This is a genomic window from Xanthomonas sp. GW (genome assembly GCF_014236815.1).
In the GTDB taxonomy this organism is placed as follows: Bacteria; Pseudomonadota; Gammaproteobacteria; order Xanthomonadales; family Xanthomonadaceae; genus Xanthomonas_A.
Genome location: NZ_CP051189.1, coordinates 2,711,714 through 2,729,995, shown reverse-complemented (window position 1 = coordinate 2,729,995; position 18,282 = coordinate 2,711,714). Strand labels below are relative to the sequence as shown.

Annotated in this window: 17 protein-coding genes; all 17 read right to left on the bottom strand. The window is 67.8% G+C overall.

The window, feature by feature from the left end:
* Positions 1-276: 276 nt before the first annotated feature.
* Positions 277-1,767: a sigma-54 dependent transcriptional regulator gene (locus HEP73_RS11780; RefSeq protein WP_185820147.1), complete on the bottom strand. Its 1,491-nt coding sequence runs from the start codon at positions 1,765-1,767 to the stop codon at positions 277-279.
* The gene (locus HEP73_RS11775; protein WP_010341669.1) at positions 1,764-2,147 is read right to left on the bottom strand and encodes a response regulator; all 384 of its coding nucleotides are present in this window, start codon (positions 2,145-2,147) and stop codon (positions 1,764-1,766) included. The genes HEP73_RS11780 and HEP73_RS11775 overlap by 4 nt, the downstream gene beginning before the upstream one ends.
* A gap of 13 nt (positions 2,148-2,160) precedes the next feature.
* Complete coding sequence (rpoN, locus tag HEP73_RS11770) at positions 2,161-3,558, bottom strand: RNA polymerase factor sigma-54 (RefSeq protein ID WP_185820146.1); 1,398 nt, start codon at positions 3,556-3,558, stop codon at positions 2,161-2,163.
* A gap of 272 nt (positions 3,559-3,830) precedes the next feature.
* Positions 3,831-4,463 (bottom strand): response regulator, encoded by a 633-nt coding sequence (locus HEP73_RS11765; protein ID WP_185812904.1) that lies wholly within the window; start codon positions 4,461-4,463, stop codon positions 3,831-3,833.
* Positions 4,464-4,557: 94 nt separating this feature from the next.
* On the bottom strand, positions 4,558-5,136 hold the full coding sequence (locus tag HEP73_RS11760; RefSeq protein WP_185812903.1) for a PilZ domain-containing protein: 579 nt from the start codon (positions 5,134-5,136) through the stop codon (positions 4,558-4,560).
* Positions 5,133-5,435, bottom strand: a complete 303-nt coding sequence (locus HEP73_RS11755; RefSeq protein ID WP_185820145.1) for a hypothetical protein — start codon at positions 5,433-5,435, stop codon at positions 5,133-5,135. The genes HEP73_RS11760 and HEP73_RS11755 overlap by 4 nt, the downstream gene beginning before the upstream one ends.
* Positions 5,432-5,851 carry a flagellar export chaperone FliS gene (fliS, locus tag HEP73_RS11750; RefSeq protein ID WP_185812901.1) on the bottom strand — a complete coding sequence of 140 codons (420 nt, stop codon included), beginning with the start codon at positions 5,849-5,851 and terminating at the stop codon, positions 5,432-5,434. Before fliS ends, HEP73_RS11755 begins: the two co-directional genes overlap by 4 nt.
* A gap of 169 nt (positions 5,852-6,020) precedes the next feature.
* Positions 6,021-7,355 (bottom strand): flagellar filament capping protein FliD, encoded by a 1,335-nt coding sequence (gene fliD / locus HEP73_RS11745; RefSeq protein WP_185820144.1) that lies wholly within the window; start codon positions 7,353-7,355, stop codon positions 6,021-6,023.
* 197 nt (positions 7,356-7,552) lie between these two features.
* On the bottom strand, positions 7,553-8,737 hold the full coding sequence (locus tag HEP73_RS11740; protein WP_185820143.1) for a flagellin: 1,185 nt from the start codon (positions 8,735-8,737) through the stop codon (positions 7,553-7,555).
* A 333-nt stretch (positions 8,738-9,070) separates the two neighbouring features.
* The gene (gene flgL / locus HEP73_RS11735) at positions 9,071-10,276 is read right to left on the bottom strand and encodes a flagellar hook-associated protein FlgL (protein ID WP_185812898.1); all 1,206 of its coding nucleotides are present in this window, start codon (positions 10,274-10,276) and stop codon (positions 9,071-9,073) included.
* Entirely contained in the window at positions 10,273-12,147 is a 1,875-nt protein-coding gene (gene flgK, locus HEP73_RS11730) for a flagellar hook-associated protein FlgK (RefSeq protein ID WP_185820142.1), read from the bottom strand. The genes flgL and flgK overlap by 4 nt, the downstream gene beginning before the upstream one ends.
* 11 nt (positions 12,148-12,158) lie before the next feature.
* Positions 12,159-13,385 (bottom strand): flagellar assembly peptidoglycan hydrolase FlgJ, encoded by a 1,227-nt coding sequence (flgJ, locus tag HEP73_RS11725; protein ID WP_185820141.1) that lies wholly within the window; start codon positions 13,383-13,385, stop codon positions 12,159-12,161.
* A 1-nt stretch (position 13,386) separates the two neighbouring features.
* Positions 13,387-14,505: a flagellar basal body P-ring protein FlgI gene (locus HEP73_RS11720; protein WP_185812895.1), complete on the bottom strand. Its 1,119-nt coding sequence runs from the start codon at positions 14,503-14,505 to the stop codon at positions 13,387-13,389.
* Positions 14,506-14,513: 8 nt separating this feature from the next.
* Positions 14,514-15,215 carry a flagellar basal body L-ring protein FlgH gene (flgH, locus tag HEP73_RS11715; protein ID WP_185820140.1) on the bottom strand — a complete coding sequence of 234 codons (702 nt, stop codon included), beginning with the start codon at positions 15,213-15,215 and terminating at the stop codon, positions 14,514-14,516.
* A 26-nt stretch (positions 15,216-15,241) separates the two neighbouring features.
* Entirely contained in the window at positions 15,242-16,027 is a 786-nt protein-coding gene (flgG, locus tag HEP73_RS11710) for a flagellar basal-body rod protein FlgG (RefSeq protein ID WP_185812893.1), read from the bottom strand.
* A 117-nt stretch (positions 16,028-16,144) separates the two neighbouring features.
* Complete coding sequence (locus HEP73_RS11705) at positions 16,145-16,900, bottom strand: flagellar basal body rod protein FlgF (RefSeq protein ID WP_145708224.1); 756 nt, start codon at positions 16,898-16,900, stop codon at positions 16,145-16,147.
* Between the two features lie 149 nt (positions 16,901-17,049).
* Complete coding sequence (flgE, locus tag HEP73_RS11700; RefSeq protein ID WP_185812892.1) at positions 17,050-18,273, bottom strand: flagellar hook protein FlgE; 1,224 nt, start codon at positions 18,271-18,273, stop codon at positions 17,050-17,052.
* Positions 18,274-18,282 lie beyond the last annotated feature (9 nt).

Below are 18,282 nucleotides of genomic sequence, written 5' to 3'. Positions count from 1 at the left end.
GCCTGCGTGGGTGCGTGTGAGAATCCGCGGCGCGGATCGTTGCGACGGGGTTCTGTTCTGAAAGCAAGCCATATGCCAACAGACGTGTCTACTGCTTCCGCGTTCGCCTGCGGGAAGCGCGCGACGATCCCCATCGTTCGCGACACAGCCGCACCGGGCCGGCCGGACGTGCGTCCGGAAAGCATGCGATGCGTAGAGGGGAGGGTACTTCAGTTTCGAACCGCGGTCGTTCCGTAGCGCAGCAAGCGCGCGAGGACGCGGATCGCGAGCGCGCGCTCAGCCGGCCAGTTCGGTCTGGTCGCGGTCGATGCCGTACTTGCGCAGTTTCTCCACCAGCGTGGTGCGACGCAGACCCAGCAGCTGCGCCGCATGCGCGACCACGCCCTGGGTGCGCTCCAGCGCTTCGTTGATCAGCGCCAACTCGATGTTGGCCATGTGCCCGCGCAGGTCCAGGCCGCTTTCCGGCAGCGTCGACGCGGTCTGTGCGGCCGCTTCGGACGGATCGGCGAACGCCTTGGGACCGACATGCAGGTCGACCACGTTGGGCACGCGGCGCGGATCCGGCGTGGCGATCGGCGCCAGCGGCGCCGACACGTCGATCGAGGAGGCGAAGTCGCCGCGGTAGCGCGCCGGCAGGTCCTGCACCCGCACCAGGCCGCTGGGATGCAGCACCGCCAGGCGTTCGACCAGGTTGGTCAGCTCGCGCACGTTGCCCGGCCAGTCGTAGCCGCGCAGCGCCTGCAGGGCTTCTTCGGAGAAGCGCACTTCGCCGCGTCCGGTGCGCGCCAGTTGCGCGGCGATGGTGTTGACCAGCGCCGGCAGGTCGTCGCTGCGCTCGCGCAGCGCCGGCATCTCGATCGGGAACACGTTGAGCCGGTAGAACAGGTCCTCGCGGAATTGGTTGCCGGCGATGCGCTCTTCCAGGTTGCGGTGGGTGGCGGCGATCACGCGCACGTTGCAGCGGATGGTGACGTTGCCGCCGACCCGCTCGAAGCTGCGCTCCTGCAGCACGCGCAGCAGCTTGACCTGCATCGGCAGGCTCATGTCGCCGATCTCGTCGAGCAGCAGGGTGCCGCCCTCGGCCATCTCGAAACGGCCCTTGCGCGCCGACAGCGCGCCGGTGAAGGAGCCTTTCTCATGGCCGAACAGTTCGCTTTCCAGCAGATCCGGCGGAATCGCGCCGCAGTTGATCGCCACGAACGGGCCGTCGCGGCGTGGCGACTGCTGGTGGATCGCGCGTGCGACCACTTCCTTGCCGGTCCCGGACTCGCCCAGCACCAGCACGGTGGTGTCGAACGCGGCGACCTGGTCGATCAGCCGCCGCAGCCGTACCACCGCGGCGCTGTTGCCGGTCGGGCCGCTGTCCTGCACCGCGCCGGCCTGGTGCTCGGCGTCCAGGCGCTTGAGGCTGGCGCGGCGCAGCAGGGTCTCTAGCTGCGCGTGGCGCAGCGGCGCTTCCAGTTGCCATACGTTGGCCTCGTGCAGGCCATGGCGCTGCGCGAACGCCTGCGCCTCGCCGTGGAGCAGCAGCACCGGTGGCGGCAGCGGACTGCGCGCGACCCAGCCGAAGAACGCGTCGGCCTGGGCCTGGTCGTCGAGTCCGCCGACCAGGATCGCCATCCACTCGGTCTGCCGGTGGCGGCCGGGATTGACGTCGGCCACGTCGGTCACCCAACGCGGGTTGAGGTCCATGAATTCGAGCAGGCTTACCGTGCGTTCGGCGCGGACCGCGTCGTCATCGATCACCAGGATGCGCGATTCGCTCATGCCGGTACTCCCTCTGTGCGTAAGCCCTCCAGGATCGGCATCACTTCCTGGATATAGGACAGCTTGCTGACGAAGTTGTCGGCACCGGCGCGCATGGCGTGCTCGCGGTGCTCGGCATCGTCGAAATGGCTGGCGATCACGATGTACGGGGCCTGGTCCTGGGTCTTGATCAGGCGCGTGGCCTGCAGGCCGCCCATTTCGGGCATGGCCAGATCCATCAGCACCACCTGCGGGCGCAGCGACTCGGAGCGTTCGATCGCCTCCAGGCCGTTGGCGGCGCTGCCGATCACTTCCATCCAGTCCAGCTTGCGGAAGTGGCGCATCGCGGCGTTGATGAAACCTTCGTGGTCGTCGACCAGAAGCACGGACAATTTGTTCATGTGCATTGTTTCCTTAGCCCGCGCGGGCCAGCAGCGGTTTGGCGCGACGGCGTTCGCGGGCGGGGGCGATATCCAGTTGTTCACGGTACTTGGCCACGGTGCGCCTGGCCACGTTCACGCCCTGGCGCGACAGCAGGCCGGCGATCGCCTCGTCGGCCAGCGGCCGCCCGGACGGCTCGGATTCGATCAGGCGCCGCACCATCGCGCGCACCGCCTGTCCCGAAACCGCGGCGCCTTCCAGGCGTACGGCGAAGAAATGCTTCAGTTCGAAGGTACCACGCGGCGTCTGCAGGTACTTGCCGGTAGTGATGCGCGACACGGTGGATTCGTGCATGCCGATCGCGTCGGCCACTTCCTTCAGGGTCAGCGGCGCCATCGCTTCCTCGCCCCTGACCAGGAACGCGGCCTGGCGTTCGACGATGGTGCGGGTGGTGCGCAGCAGGGTCTCGTAGCGCATCGACAGGCCGCGGGTCAGCCAACGCGCCTCCTGCAGCATCTCGCGCAACGGTGCCGCCGCCTCGCCGGCCTCGGCCAGGGCGCGCTCGTGCATCGGGTTGACGGTGACGCGGTGGGTGGTGGCCGGGTTCAGCGCGACCCGCCAGGTGCCGTCGCTGTGCCAGGCGACCACGTCCGGGATCACGTGACCCAGGTTCTCCGGCAGCAGGCTGTCGCCGGGGCGTGGCTGCAGCGACAGGATCAGTCGCACCGCTTCGCGCACGTCGTCGGCTTCGGCGTCCAGAAGGCGCGCCAGCAGCGGGTAATCGTGGCTGGCGAGCAGGTTCAGATCGCCGGCAAGGATGCGTGCGGCCAGATGGCGGCCGGCGACGCGGCCGGGCAGGGCGGCCAGCTGCACGCTCAGGCATTCGCGCAGGTCGCAGGCGGCCAAGCCGGCGGGGTCGCCGTGCAGCAGCCGCTGGCGAATCGCTTCCACCTGCGCGGCGGAGCGGTCGAAGCGCGCGCAGGCGAGCAGGGTCAGCGTGTCCAGCGCGCCGTCGAGATAACCGGCATCGTCGCTGTGCTCCAGCCAGAACGCGGCCACTTCCAGGTCGCGCTCGTCCAGTTCCATTGCCAGGCGCTGCAGCACGCGCAGTTGCGGGTCGGTGGACTCGCCGGCGGCGATGCGCTGCATGCGGTCGTCTTCGCCTTCGCTCCGGCCGGCGGCGGGGATGTCCCACATCGAGGATTCGGGCAGCTCGTCGAACGCGGCGGTTTCCAGCGTGTCGTCGTGGTTTACCACCGGCTCGAGCACGCCTTCCGGCTCTTCCAGTTCCAGCAACGGATTGGTTTCCAGCGCGCGCCGGATTTCCATTTCCAATTGCATCCCGTCCAGTTGCAGCAGCCGGATCGACTGCAGCAATTGCGGGGTCAGGTGGAGTTGCTGGCCAAGCTGGGCGGAGACGGTCGGCTTCATGCGAACTTCCTCGGTTTGGCGCCAACCCTCTGGCGCCCGTGGAATGCATAGTGCTTGCCATCTGACGGTAACAGAATCAGGGCGTTCCTGAGCGGGGTAGTCAAATTCCCGACAGCATGTGGGGAAAATCCCTACATCGGCGTAGGGGGCGCCGGTCGATCGGCGCTGCAGAGTCAACGCTGGCGGGCTTCGACGGTTTCACGGCGGCAGCTGAGCGGTTAAGGCAAGCCGCATGCCAGTGCGGCGCGTCGGGAACCCGTTCCCGGCTGCGCTCAGATCAGTTCGTTCTGGTGGCGCGCGGCCAGCAGGACCAGATCGTTGGCGCGACGGCAGCCCAGCGATTCCATCATCCGTGCGCGGTGGGTCTCCACCGTCTTGACGCTGATGCCCAGGTCCGAGGCGATTTCCTTGTTGCTCTGGCCGCGGCCGATCTGGCGCAGGATCTCGCGCTGCCGCGGCGACAGCGCGGCGACGCCGACCGGGCGTTCGCGGCCCAGCATCGGCGCGATCATCTTCGACGAGATCTGCGGGCTCAGGAACACCTGGTTGAGGCTGGCCGCGCGCAGCGCCAGTTCCAGTTCCAGCGGCGCCGCATCCTTGACCACGAAGCCGGTGGCGCCGCGGTCCAGCGCGTCGCGCACATGCACCGGGTCGTCGTGCATCGACATCATCACCACGCGGGTCTTGGGCGAGGTGTGCAGCACGTCGGTCAGCGCGTCCAGGCCGCTGCGCCCGGGCAGCGACAGGTCCATCAACACCAGGTCGGGGCGGTGCAGGCTGGCCAGGTCCACGGCTTCCTGTGCGTTGCTGGCCTCGGCGATCACGTCGATGTCCGCGAACGTCTGCAACAGCCGGCTCAGGCCGGCACGGACCAGGGTGTGATCGTCGACGATGATGACTCGCACAGTGGGAAGATCTCTCTACTCTAGTACCGCACCTTAGCCGAGCGCGCCGTCGCCGCCAACCACGCGGTGTCGCGGCGGGGCGGCCGCGGGCGATTCAGCGCGCGCGCCGGCTGTCGGCGATCTGCCGCCGGTGCAGGCGGAACAGGTGCCGTTCCAGGGCCTCTTCCAGGCCTGGCGGCTGTGTCTCGAATCGTAGCCAGAGATAGAAACCGCCGCCAGCGGCGGCTTCGGCCAGTACCTGGACCGGTAGTTCCAGGTGATCAGGGAGCCAGTCCGAAGGCTGCAGGCGCAGCAAGCCGGCCGCGCCCGGCAGCGCGCCCGAGCGCGATCCCAGTTCCAATCTCAGGCCTCGGCGCGACCAGCGCACGGGGCGCAGCGGCAGGCCTTCCTCGTGCTGCCGGGCCAGGCGGCCGAGCAGCACCAGCATCAAATCGAGCTTGGCGTCCATGCGCTGCAGTTGCAGCGGCTGGTCGCTGCGCTCTTCGCCGCCGTCCTCGCTGCGCAGGTCCTCGACCTGGGCCAGGCCGCGCAGCAGGGCTTCGCCGGCGCCGAAGCGGCCGATGCCATTGCCCAGCTTGAAGTCGGCCGGCAACGCCAGTTCGCAGCTGAGGGTGTCGTGGAACAGCTCGGCTTCGGCAGGGTGGTGTACGGCGCCGTCGGACGCGCTGTTCATCTCAGCGATCCGGCCTGCGAATAGGCGCGCGCGGCATTGTTGGACAGGCGGTTGGCGCGCAGCCAGTTGCCGGCCTCGTCGCGCGCCTGCAGCATCTGCGCGATCACCGCTTGCTGCAGTTTCAGCAGCGAGCCGATGCCTTCGCGCGAGACGTCATTGCCAGCCTGCTGCAGGTATTCGCGCAGGTTCTGCTCGTGTTCGGCGACCATGCGCTCGGCCAGCGCGTGGTCGTCGCCCTGCAGCACCAACTGCAGCTGCTGCAGTTCGGCGTGCAGCGCCTCGATGCTGACCGCGATCATACGGCGGCGACCGCGGCGAGTTCGCGTTGCTGGACGGGAATGGCATTCCACGCCGCATCGATCTCGCTGAGCAGTTCCAGCGATTCGACCAGCGCGCTGTCGTCGTTGTGCAGGTTGGCTTCGGTGAGCCGGTGCATCACGTAGTCGTACAGCGCCGAGAGGTTGTTGGCGATCTCGCCACCGGCCTCGTGGTCCAGCGAGCCGTTGAGGTGGCCGACGATGGCGCAGGCTTCGCCGATCGCCTTGCCCTTGCGCGCCTGGTCGCCCTGCGCCAGGCAGGCCTGGGCCTGGCGGATGCGCTGGCACGCGCCGGCGAACAGCAGCGCCACCAGCTTGTGCGGGTCGGCATCTGTGATGCTGGTGGACACGCTCATCTTGCGGTATTGCTCGGCGTATTGGCGACTGGAACCGTGCATGGAAAACTCCCTCGGGTGGCCTGGTGCCGCGCTGCCGCGCCGGACGGCGAAGGCGCCGCGGCGGCGGTACGTGCTGCCAGTCCGGAATGACTGTCGATGCTAAAGATATCGGCCGCTGCCCGGTCGGACTTGAGCGCCGGCAGCGTCTTTCATTCCGATGCCGTTGCCGCTACGAAGAGAACTGCTGGGAGAGGCTTTGGCTGATCGTCTGCATCTTCGCGACGATGGTGTCCATCGCGGTGAACCTGGCGGTGTAGTTGGTGGTCAGCGTGTCCATCCGCTTGTCCAGGTCGCTGAGCTGGTCGGTCAGGTCGGTGATGTGCTTGTTGAGCGTGGCGGTGCGCTGGGTGATGGTGCCGCTGGTGACGTCGAGATTGCTGTTCAGCAGCGTGGTCACACCGGCGGTGAAGCTGCCGTCGGTCCCGAACATCGCCTTGGCCGAGGCCGGGTCGCTGGCGATGGCGCTGTCGAACTTGGCGCTGTCGAAGCTCATCGTCCCGTTCTTGTCGATGGTCACTCCCATCGCCTTTAGATCCACGGTGTTGTCGCTGACCTGCTTGCGCAGCGACTGCTGCAGCCCCCGCACCATCGAGTCGCCGGTCAGCGCCGAGGCCTTCTTGTTGGTGGCGTCGTAGGCGCTGGAGGACTTCAGCAAGGTGTTGGCGGTGTTGTAGGCGGTCACGAACGCGGTGAGGTTCGCCTTCAGGCTGCTGCTGTCGTTGGCGATGCTCAGGCTGTACTTGGTGCCTTCCGCGGCCTTGGTCAGGTTCAAGGTGACGCCGGGCACGAGGTCGGCGATCGCATTGCTGCTGGAGGTGCGCTCGAAGCCGTCCACGCGCACGACCGCGTCGGCCGCGGCCACGGTCTGGGTCAGGCCGCCGCTGCTGCCGCTGCTGTAGGTCAGCGCGGCGAGTCCGCCGTTGCCGCCGGCACTGGTGATGGTCAGCGCGCCCTTGGTGCCGGAATCGACCGCATTGAGCACCAGGTGGTCGCCGTCGTCGGCGCTGACCACGCTGGCGGTCACGCCGCTGCCGCCGGCGGCCTTGTTGATCGCGGCGGCGACGTCGCTGAGCTTGCTGTTTTCGGCAACGGTGACGTTCAGCGTCTTGTCGCCATAGCCGATCGTCAAGGTGCCGTCGCCGACCACCGCGTCGTCGGCATAGGCGGCCGAGGTCAGCTTCTGCCGTTCGGCCAGCTTCACCACTTCCACGCTGTAGTTGCCGGCGGTGGCGCTCTCGGTGACGCTGGCGGTATAGCCGGCGCCGTCGGCGACGGTGGCCTTGACCGCGCTCTTGTCGGCGCTCTTGGCGATCGCGTTCATTGCGGTCTGCAGGTTGGACAGCGCCCCCTTGATCGTGCTCAGCGCCGAAAGTTGGGCGCTGGACGCGGTGCCGTCGGCGTTGATCCGGTTTTCCTGCGGTGCGCGCTGGGCGGCGACCAAGGTTTTGACGACTGCGGCGACGTCCATGCCGGAACCGACGGAAGACAGCGATGAAGTAGCCATGGGTGGGCTTCCTTACGATAGCGGGCACGGAGGCCAGCGGTAGATAGGGGTATCGGCGGCGGACGACAGTTCTTGAGGCCGCGCACGCGTCGGCGATGCCCGGGAGGTCATGCAAATCCTGTGCCTGCGGGCGGCCAGACGCAAAAAAGCCCCTCCTTGCGGAGGGGCTTTTGGTCTTGCCGGTGTCGAGCGGGCTGTTACTGCAGCAGGCTCAGCACGTTCTGCGGGACCGACTTGGCCTGCGCCAGCATCGCGGTACCGGCCTGCTGCAGGATCTGCGTGCGGGTCAGTTCGGCGGTTTCCTTGGCGTAGTCGGTGTCGCGGATGCGGCTACGCGAGGCCGACAGGTTCTCCGAGGTGGAGCTCAGGTTGGCGATGGTGGAGGTGAAGCGGTTCTGCACCGCACCCATGTCGGCGCGCGAGGAGTTGACCGCGGTCAGCGCCTTGTCGACGATTTCCAGGGCCTTCTGCGCACCGGAGAAGGTGGAGATGTCCAGGTCCTCCAGGGTGCTGGTGGTGCCGGCGACGGCGGTGGCCGAGGTGGCGATGCCTGCGCTGCTGAAGGTGACGCCGGTGGCGCCGGTGGCCGAGCCTGCGGTGAAGGAGAAGTCCTTGCCGGCCTTCAGCGATTCCAGCTTCAGTGCGCCGGTGGTGCTGTCGACCGAGGCATACACGCCGGTCTGGTCCAGCTTGTCGTTGATCGCGGCGGCGATCTTCTTGGAGATGTCGCTGCCGGTGTCGCCGACGGCCACGGCGACCGAGGCGATGCTGGCGCCGTTGACCGACATGCCGGAGAAGCTGCCGCTGGCGGTCGCGGTGCCGGAGGCCAGAGCGGCCGAACCGGTCTGGGTGGCGGCGAAGCCGGCCTTGCCCAGCGAATCGACGTTGGCGTCGACGATGCTGTTGATGCCGATGGTCTGGCCGGCATCGGCGCCGACCTGGAACAGCGCGCCGGAGAACGAGCCGTCCAGCAGCTTGGTGCCGTTGAAGCTGGTCTGGTTGGCGACACGGTCGATTTCCGAGGTCAGCTGCTTGACTTCCGAGTTCAGCGCCTCGCGGTCGGTGGCGGAGTTGGTGGCGTTGGCCGACTGCACCGACAGCTCGCGGATACGCTGCAGGTTGTTGCCGATTTCAACCATCGAGCCTTCAGCGGTCTGCGCCAGCGAGATGCCGTCGTTGGCGTTGCGCGAGGCGACGTCCAGGCCGCGGATCTGGGTGGTGAAGCGCTCGGAGATCGCCAGACCGGCGGCGTCGTCCTTGGCGCTGTTGATGCGCAGGCCGGAGGACAGACGCTGAATCGTCGTCGCCATGCTCGCGCTGGTGCTGTTGAGATTACGCTGAGCGTTCAGCGACATTACGTTGGTGTTGATTACCTGTGCCATTTTGATATCTCCTCTAAGCGATTTATCCGGCAACCCATCGGTGCCTGGAGCCTCCGCAGGGGGGCCATCAATTGGCCGTTGCCGCTGCTGAGATAAATAACGGCGCGATGTCAACAACCTTTAGCGATTCGCTGCGGAAATTATCGCGATGCGGCGAACCGGGAGCCTGTGGCACGCGCGGCGAAGAGCTTGTTTCGGCCGCGCTTTGCCAAACTTTAGCGGTCCGTTGATGACGTTTCCAAGACCCGGCAGCGATGACGAACTCGGTATAACGGCAAAAGCCCGGAGGCGTCGCCGCGCTCCGGGCCTTCGCTTATAGAGTGGAGTCGGGATTCAGCGGATCATGTTGAACAGCGACATCGACTGCATCTGGGTGAAGATGGTCTGCGCCGACTTGAGCGCGGCCTGTTCCAGCTGGTACTGGCCGATCGCATCGGCGTAGTCCAGGTCGCGCAGCGAGGACAGGGTGGTCTTCAGCGTCACTTCGTTGGATTCGCGCAGTTCGGCGGCGCTGTCGAGCGCGGCCAGCTGCGCGCCGCCGGCCGCGCGCGCATCGATCATCTTCGCCGAGGCCTGGCTGATGTCGCGCATCGACGACTGCAGGGTGTTCTGCATCGCCGCCTTGTCGGTGGCGGTGAGCGGATCCGAGTTCAGTACGTTGACCAGATCGGTGATGGTGGAGAACACGTCCTTGTTGGTGGAGGCGCCGATCTGGAAGCTGTCGCCGACCGCCGGCGCGCCGTCCAGGCGCATCTTCAGGCCGCCGAAGCTGAGCGTCTCACCGGCGGCATAGGTGCCGGTGGTGACCACGGTGCCGGTGCTGTCGCGCACTTCGTAGGCGTCGGTGGCGGTGAAGGCGACGCTGTAGCTGCCGCCGTTCCAGCCGCCGGCGCCGGAGTCGCGGCTGTAGTCCAGCAGCAGCCCGGTGCCGGTGTTGGTGCTGGCCGCATGCGCATCGACGGTGCCGTCGCCGGTGCGGATGCGCATGAAGATCTCGCTGCCGGGCAGGGCATCGGCGACCTGGGTGTCGGCCGCCACCTCCACGCTGCGCTGGGTCTGGTCGCCGCTGTAGACCACGCTGCCGTTGACCACCGCGAACGGCGCCTTGTCGTCGGCGGCGCCGGCGAACAGGTAGCGGCCGCTGCCGTCGGTGCTGTTGGACAGGCTGAGCAGGCTGGCGTGCAAGGATTTGAGTTCGGCGGCGATTGCCTTGCGGTTGTCGGTGGTCAACGCCGAGCTGTTGGCTTGCACGGTCAATTCGTTGACACGTGCCATCAAGTCGCCGGCCTGCGACAGCGCGTTCTCCTGCAGGCCCAGGCGGTTCTGCACGTTGTTGGCGTTCTGGCCGAAGCGCTCCAGCTCGGCCACCGCGCGGTCCAGGTTGACCGCGGTGCCGGAGGCGACCGGGTCGTCGGCGGCGGTGACCAAGCGCTGGCCGGTCGCCAGCTGCTGTTCCAGATGCGAGATCTTGGCCTGCTTGCCCAGCATGTTGTTGACCGACTGGCTGAACATCATGCCGGTGGAAATACGGTTGCTCATCGGATCGCACCCAGGATGGACTGGAACATCGTGTCGGCGGTGGAGATCAACTGCGAGGCGGCCTGGTAGGCCTGCTGCAGGCGCAACATGTCCGAGGCTTCCTCGTCCAGGTTGACGCCGGACACCGAGTCGCGCGCGTCTTGCGCGCTGGTGTGGATCACGTCCTGCGCGTCGGCCGCGTAGCTCGCCTGCCGCGCCGCCGAGCCGATCGTGGTGGTGAGTCCGGACACCGCGCCATTGAGGGTGATGGTGCCGCCGTTGAACGCCTTGGCGTCGTCCAGGTTGGACAGGGTCAGCGCGTTGCCGTTGTTGCTGGAGCCGGCACCGGTGGGTTTGACCGCGAAGGTGTCGCCGGCGACCGGCGCGCCGTCCAGGGTCATGCTCCAGCCGTTGGCGCTGATGGTCTGCCCGGCGGTGTAGGCGAACGGGCCGGCACCGTCGATGGTGTACTGGTTGGCGTCGATGAAGGCGATGCTGGAGGGCGTCAGCAGATTGGCGTTGCTGGCGTTGGTGGCGCGCACGTTGCTGACCTTGCCGGTGCCCAGGTTGTCCAGGTCGGCGCTGCCGGTGACCGGCGTGGCCGCGGCGATGCGCGACGGGTCGGTGATCGCCACCGCCAGGCCGGTGACCGCGTTGGCGGTGGGCTGCAGCAGGAACTTGTCGCCGGCGGCGGCGCTGCCGGACACCTGCAGGGTCACCCCGTTGACCACGAACGGATCGGTGCTGCTGCCGGTGCCGGTCATGGCCACGCTGGCGCCGGTGTCGGCACGGCTGGCGGTCCAGGTGCTGCCGTCGAACTTCAGCAGCAGGTTCTGCCCGTCGAGCTTGCTCAGGTCGCCGACGCTGGCGCTGAAGCTGGCACTGCCGGTGTTGGCGGCATTGGAGTTGACGCTGGGCGCAGACAGCGAGAAGAAGTCGCTGCCCAGATTGCCGTACAGGTCCACGCCGGCCTTGTGCTGCTGGTTGTAGGTGACCGCCAGGCCGGTGGCGATGCGCCCCAGTTCGGCCTTGGTCGGGTCCAGCACGCTGCTGCGGAACTCGAGCAGGCCGCCGATCTGCCCGCCCAGCGCGCTGTCGCCCAGGGTGATGGTGGTGCCTTGTGCCTTCAGCGCGACCTGCAGGCGCCCGGGCTGGTAGGGATCGGTGACCGTGGTCAGGGTGGAGGCGGTGGTACCGACCACCATCGCCTGGCCGCCGGAGGTGTAGACGTTGATCGCGCCGCCGTCCTGCTGGATCGCGTTGCCGCCGGTGTAGCCGACCAGCTGGGTGATCAGCGCATCGCGCCGGTCGAGCAGGTCCGGCGCGGCCGAGCTGGAGTCGCCGCCGATCTGGCCGTTGATCTTGGCGATCTCGCTGGCCAGGCGGTTGGCTTCGGTGGTGGCCGAGAGCAGGCCGTTGTTGACCTCGTTGCCGAGCGAATCCATCTGCCCGTTGAGCTGCTTGAAGCGGGTGACCAGCGAGGCGGCGTTGTCCAGCACGTTCTGCCGGGTGGCGGTGGCCGAGGCGTTGGACGACAGCCCGGTGGTGGCGTCGAAGAAATTCGACCACTGCCCGGAGATGTTGGTGGCCTTGTCGGAGAACAGCCCGTCGACGCGGTCGGACAGGCTCGACAGCTGCTTCAGCCGCGCCAGTTCTCCGCCGCTGTCCAGCAGCCGCGAGGTCGCCAGCTGGTCGGCGACGCGGGAGATGTCGGTGATCTTGGTGCCGTTGCCGATGTAGTCCGAGCCGTACTGGGTCGGCGTGGTGGTCGCGAACGACACGCGCTGCCGGCTGTAGCCGTCGGTGTTGATGTTGGCGACGTTGTGGCTCACGGTCGCCAGGGCGCGCTGGAAGGCGATGAGGGCGCTGGTGCCGGTGGACAGGACGGACATGGGCGGCTACCTCAGCGCAGGACGCTGTTGGACGGATCGGAAGTGCTGGCGAACGCGCGTTCGATGCCGCTGGCGGCGGCGCTGCCGATCGCGGCGACGGCGCGGCCGATGGTCGGGCCGCCGGCGATCGCGGCGATCTTGGCGGCGTAGGACGGATCGGTGGCATAGCCGGCGCGCTGAAGGCCCTGGGCGAAACCATGGATGTTGGTGCCGGCATTGAGCGCTTGCTGGTAGCGCGGATTGGTCTTCAACAGGCGCACGTAGTCGGCGAAACTCTCGGCCGGCGAGGCGTAGGCGCGGAAATCGGCGGTCTGCGATTGCTTGACCCCACCGACGTATTCGTGGGTGCCGGTGGTGACGCGCTCGCCGCTCCAGCCGGTGGCCTTGATCCCGAACAGGTTGTTGGAACTGGCGCCGTCGCCGCGGGAAATGCCGCGGCGGCCCCAGCCGGTCTCCAGCGCGGCCTGCGCCACCAGCGCCCGCGCATCCACGCCCAGTTCCTTGGCCGCTTTCTGCGCGTGGGGCCAGATCTGCGCGACGAAGCCTTCCGGGGTGCGCTCGCCGAGGCTGGCCGCGGCCGCCTTGGCGGCGGCGCTGGCGCTGGCATCGATGCCGATACTGTCGTCGGCCGCCGTCGTCGCCAGATCCGACCAGCGGTCGTCGGCCCCGGTCCAGGCCACGGTGGCGCTGCCGTCGGCAGGATTGCTGCCGATCGCTTCGTGCATGGCGCTGGTCTCGCGGCCGGCGATCAGATCGAGCACGCGCGCGACCTGGTGTTGCGGCGCGTCGGCGTCCAGGCCGCCCCAGGCAGCGGCGCCGGCGCCGGCGACTGCGCCGCTATCGGCCAGCGCGGAGGCACCGGCGCTGGCGCTGTTGCCGGCGCTGCCGCCGCCCTGGCCGGACACCAGCGAATACGCCTTGGCCGCCTGCGCGGCGCCGATCGACGTATTGGTGGCCGGCGCGTCGGCGCTCTTGCCGCCGCCCAGTTGCTTGGCGATCATCGCCGCCAGGCCCAGCCCTTTGCCCTCGGTCAGCGCCTTGGCCATCTGCTGGTCGTACATGTCGCGAAAGGTCTGGTTCTCGCCCGGGAACAGGGAATCGCCGAAGCTGGCGTCGCGCATGCTCTTCACGAGCAGGTTCGCGAACTGTCCTTCCAACTGGCGCGACACCTTGTCGATCCGCGCAGGATCGTTCTGGGTGGCCGCGTTCAGTTCGATGGGGGAGGCCGAGATACGCATGTCAGATGACCTCTAGCTCCGCGCTCAGCGCGCCGGCCTGCTTCAGTGCTTCCAGGATCGCGATCAGGTCGCCCGGCGCAGCGCCGACTTCGTTGACCGCGCGCACGATCTGGTCCAGCGAGGTGCCGCCCTCGAACTTGAACATGCGGCTGCCTTCGTTGGTGGCGGTGATGGTGGATTTCGGCGAGGCCACGGTCTGGCCGTTGCTCAGCGCGTTGGGCTGGCTGACCTGGGTGCCTTCGCTGATGGTGACGGTCAGTGAGCCGTGCGAGATCGCCGCCGGGCTGACCCGCACCTGCGCGCCGATGACCACGGTGCCGGTGCGGGCATTGACCACCACCTTTGCCGGCGCCGCGCCCGGCGACAGTTCCACGTTCTCGATCCGCGCCAGCAGGCCGATGCGCGCGCTCGGGTCGGTGGGCGAACGCACCGCGACGGTGCCGCCGTCGACCGCGTGCGCACTGCCGGGGCCGAAGGTGCTCTCCAGCGCCGCGACCATCCGCGACACCGTGGTGAAATCGTTCTGGTGCAGGTTCAGGGTGATCTCGCCGCTGCTGCCGAACACGTCCGGCAGCGCGCGCTCCACCGTGGCGCCGTTGGGAATGCGGCCGACGCTGGGCACGTTCACCGAGATCCGCGAACCGTCCTTGCCCTGCGCGCCGAAGCCGCCGACGATCAGGCTGCCCTGGGCGATCGCGTAGACCTGGCCGTCGGCGCCCTTCAGCGGCGCCATCAGCAGCGAGCCGCCGCGCAGCGACACCGCGTTGCCGATCGAGGACACGGTGATGTCGATCGGCTGGCCGGGCTTGGCGAACGGCGGCAGTTCGGCGTGGATCGCCACCGCGGCCACGTTCTTCAGCTGCGGATTGACGTTCGACGGCACGTTGACGCCCAACTCGCCGAGCATGTTCTTCAGGCTCTGCACGGTGAAGGGCGCCTGGCTGGTGCGGTCGCCGCTGCCGTCCAGGCCGACCACCAGGCCGTAGCCGACCAGCGCGTTGCCGCGCACGCCGCCGACCTGGGCCAGGTCCTTGATGCGTTCGGCGGCGGCCGGGGCGGCCAGGCCGGCGCACAGCGCGAACGCGGCGAGCAGGCGGCAGGACAGGGACAGAAGATTCATGGCAGGCCTCAGTACGGCGAGATGCGCGAGTTGAAGAAGCGGCTCAGCCAGCCCATCGCGTTGGATTGGGCGACGGCGCCGCGGCCGCCGTAGGCGATGCGCGCGTCGGCGACCTTGCTGGAAGGAATGGTGTTGTCCGGTGCGATGTCGGCGGCGCGCACGATGCCTTGCACCTGCACCAGTTCGTCGCCCTGGTTCAGGCGCAGGTTCTTCTGCCCCTGGATCACCAGGTTGCCGTTGGGCAGGCGCTGCATCACGGTCACGGTGATGCTGCCCTGCATGGTGTTGCTCTGCGCGGTGTTGCCCTTGCCGGCGAAGCTGCGGTCGCCGCTGGTGGAATTGTTCAGCACGTTGACGCCGTTGACCGTCAGCGGCGCGCCGAGCAGGGTCGGCGTGGCCATCGTCACCGCGTCCTTCTTGGTGATGCTGGTATTGGCGGTGGTGCTGGCGTTGGTGCTTTCGACCAGGGTGATGGTCAGCAGGTCGCCGACGTCGCGCGCGCGACGGTCCGAATACAGCGACAGGCTCGGGCCGGCGGCATAGATCGCCCCGGCGGTCGGCTGCGCGGCCTGCGCCACCACCGGCACGATCGGCGCCATCGGCGCGTACGGGCGCACGTCGCCGGCGGCGATACCCAGGCCGGCGCAGCCGCCGAGCAGCGTGGGCAGGACCAGCGCAGCGATGAGAGAGAAGGAGAACGGACGCGACATGGCGGTTTCCAGAAGAAGTGTCGGGATCAGACGTTGTTGTTCAGATAGCCGAGCATCGAATCGGTGGTGGAGATCGCCTTGGCGTTCATTTCGTAGGCGCGCTGGGTCTCGATCATGCTGACCAGCTCCTCGACCACGTTGACGTTGCTGCCTTCCAGCGAGGCCTGCACGGTGGTGCCGAGGCCATTGAGGCCGGGCGTGCCGTTCTGCGCTGGGCCGGAGGCGGCGGTTTCCGCATACAGGTTTCCGCCCTTGGCCTGCAGGCCCGAGGGATTGATGAAATCGGTCAGCGTCAACGAGCCGATCTCCAGCGCCGCGGCGGTGCCGGCGACCTGCACGCTGACCGTGCCGTCGGTGCCGATGGTCAGCGACTGCGCGCCTTCCGGGACCTGGATGCCGGGCTGGATCGCATAGCCGCTGTTGGTGACCAGCTCACCCTGCGAGTTGATCTGGAAGCTGCCGTCGCGGGTGTAGGCCGAAGTGCCGTCGGGCATCTGCACTTCGAAGAAGCCGCGGCCGTTGACCATCACGTCCAGCGCGCGTCCGGTCTGCTGCGGATTGCCCTGCTCGAAATCCTTCGAGGTGGACACCACGCGCACGCCGGTACCCAGCTGCAGGCCCGAGGGCAACTGCGTCTGCGCCGAAGTCGCGCCGCCAGGCTGACGCACCTGTTGGTACAGCAGGTCCTCGAAGCTGGCGCGATCGCGCTTGAAGCCGGTGGTGTTGGTGTTGGCCAGGTTGTTGGACACGACCGACATGCGCGTCTGCTGCGCATCCAGTCCGGTCTTGGCGACCCACAAAGCCTGATTCATGACCCGATTCCTCTGATGGTGGCCCCCAGATCCGCGAGGGGCAGGGGGACTGATGCATGTGCCGTGCCACAAATGCGCCGGCTTTTCGTCGGCAGCGGCGCGGCGCCCGTGGCGGGCTTAGCCGTTCAGGCGCAGCATGGTGTTGGCCGACTGCGCGTTCTCGTCGCCGTGCTTGATCACCTTCACCTGCATCTCGAACTGGCGCTGCAGCTGGATCATCTGCACCAGTGCGCCGGCGGCATCGACGTTGCTGCCTTCCAGCGCGCCGGTGTGGACCGCGCTGCCGGTGGCCAGGGCGAAGGCCTGGGTCGGATCGTCGCTGATGTTGCGCATCAGCCCGTCGGGGCGGCGTTCCAGGCGTTCGGCCGGCGCCTGCACCACCTTCATCTTGCCGACCACGGCCATCGCCTGCGGGCCTTCGCCCAGCGGCACGATCGACACCGAGCCGTCCTCGCCGATCTCCAGCGACTGGTGCGGCGGAATCGCCATCGGATTGCCCTGGTCGTCGAGCACCGCGCGGCCGCTGGAGGTGACCAGCTGGCCGTTCGGGGTCACTGCCAGCTCGCCGCCGCGCGTGTACGCCTCCTTGCCGTCGCTGGCCTGCACCGCCAGCCAGTTGTCGGCGCTGAGCGAGACGTCCAGCGCATTGCCGGTCACCTGCTGCGCGCCGACGTCGCGATTGAAGCCCTGGTCGATATGCAGCGCATCGATCCGCGACGGATAGCCGGCGCCCTTGATGCGGAATGCCTCGGTATTGGCCAACGCCGCCTTGAAACCGGCGGTATCGACGTTGGCCAGATTGTGCGACACCGTGCCCTGCGCCTGCAGCGAGGCTCGGGCGCCGGTCATGGCGACGTAAAGTGCTTTGTCCATGGATGTGAGCCGTGATTCGGGATGAGGGGATTCGGGATTCGAAGAAGCGGGGGTGCCGCAAACGATCAGGGGTGGCGGGCAGGGCTGGCTTCCGATCGACGGAACGCCAGCCGTGACGAATCACCAATCCCGAATCACCAATCCCGGCCTTAACGGATATTGATGATGGTCTGCGTGACCTGATCCTGGGTCGAGATCATCTGCGAGTTGGCCTGGAAGTTGCGCTGCGCGACGATCATGTTGACCAGTTGCTCGGTCAGGTCGACGGTCGAGGCTTCCAGCGCGCCGGACTGGACGCCGCCGAAATCCGAGGTGCCCGGCGCACCGGTGCGCGCGTTGCCCGAGGCCGAGCTCTCCGCCCACACGTTGTCGCCGAGCGAGCTCAGTCCCTGCGGATTGACGAAGTTGGTCATCGCCACCTGGCCCAGCGCCTTGTCGGCGTTGTTGGAGTAGCGCGCGTAGACCACGCCGTTGGCATCGATGCTGATCGAGTTGAGCTTGCCGCTGGCGTAGCCGTCCTGGCGCGCGTCGCGCAACGCGAACGCCTCGCCGTACTGGGTCGAGCCGCTCACGTCCAGGGTCAGGTTGAGGGTGCCGGCGCCGGTGCTGGGGGTGAACGTGCTCAGCGCGATCCTGCCGTCGGCGGGCGTGGTGAGCTTGCCGTTGCCGTCGAACTGGATCGTGGTCGGGGTGCCGACCGCGGTGCCGTCGACGTAGTTGTGCACCTGCCACTCGTTGGCGTTGCCGGTCTTGACGAAATACGAGGTCTGGGTGTGGCTGACGCCCAGCGAATCGTAGACGGTGATGCCGCCGGTGGAGTGGTTGTAGCTGTTGGCGTCGCTCGGCGAGAAGGTGGTCACCGTCGGCGCGCTGGCATTGCCGGGCAGGGTGAACATCAGGTTCACCGTCTCGCTCTGCTTGGGCGAGCTGTCGGTGGTCAGCAACTGCAGGTCGGTCAGGGTGCCGACCGCGAAGCCGTTGCCGTTGGCCGCCGGCGGGAACACCTGCAGCTTGGCGCCCTGCGGGTTGACCACGTAGCCGTTGTCGTCGGTCTGGAAGTTGCCGGCGCGCGAATACACCTTGGCGCCGTTGTTGGTCAGGGTGAAGAAGCCGTCGCCGGAGATCGCCAGGTCCAGGTTGCGCCCGGTCGGATCGACGTTGCCCTGCGAGAACTGCTGGGCGACGTTGCTGACCCGCACGCCGGCGCCGATCGCGTTGCGCGCCAGGCCGTAGCCGGTGGCGGAGAACAGGTCGGCGAACTCGGCGCGCGATTCCTTGAAACCGGTGGTGTTGACGTTGGCGATGTTGTTGGCGGTGACGTTGAGGTCGGAGTTGGCCGCTTTGATACCGGACAGCGAAGTATTGAAACCCATGGTGGACTC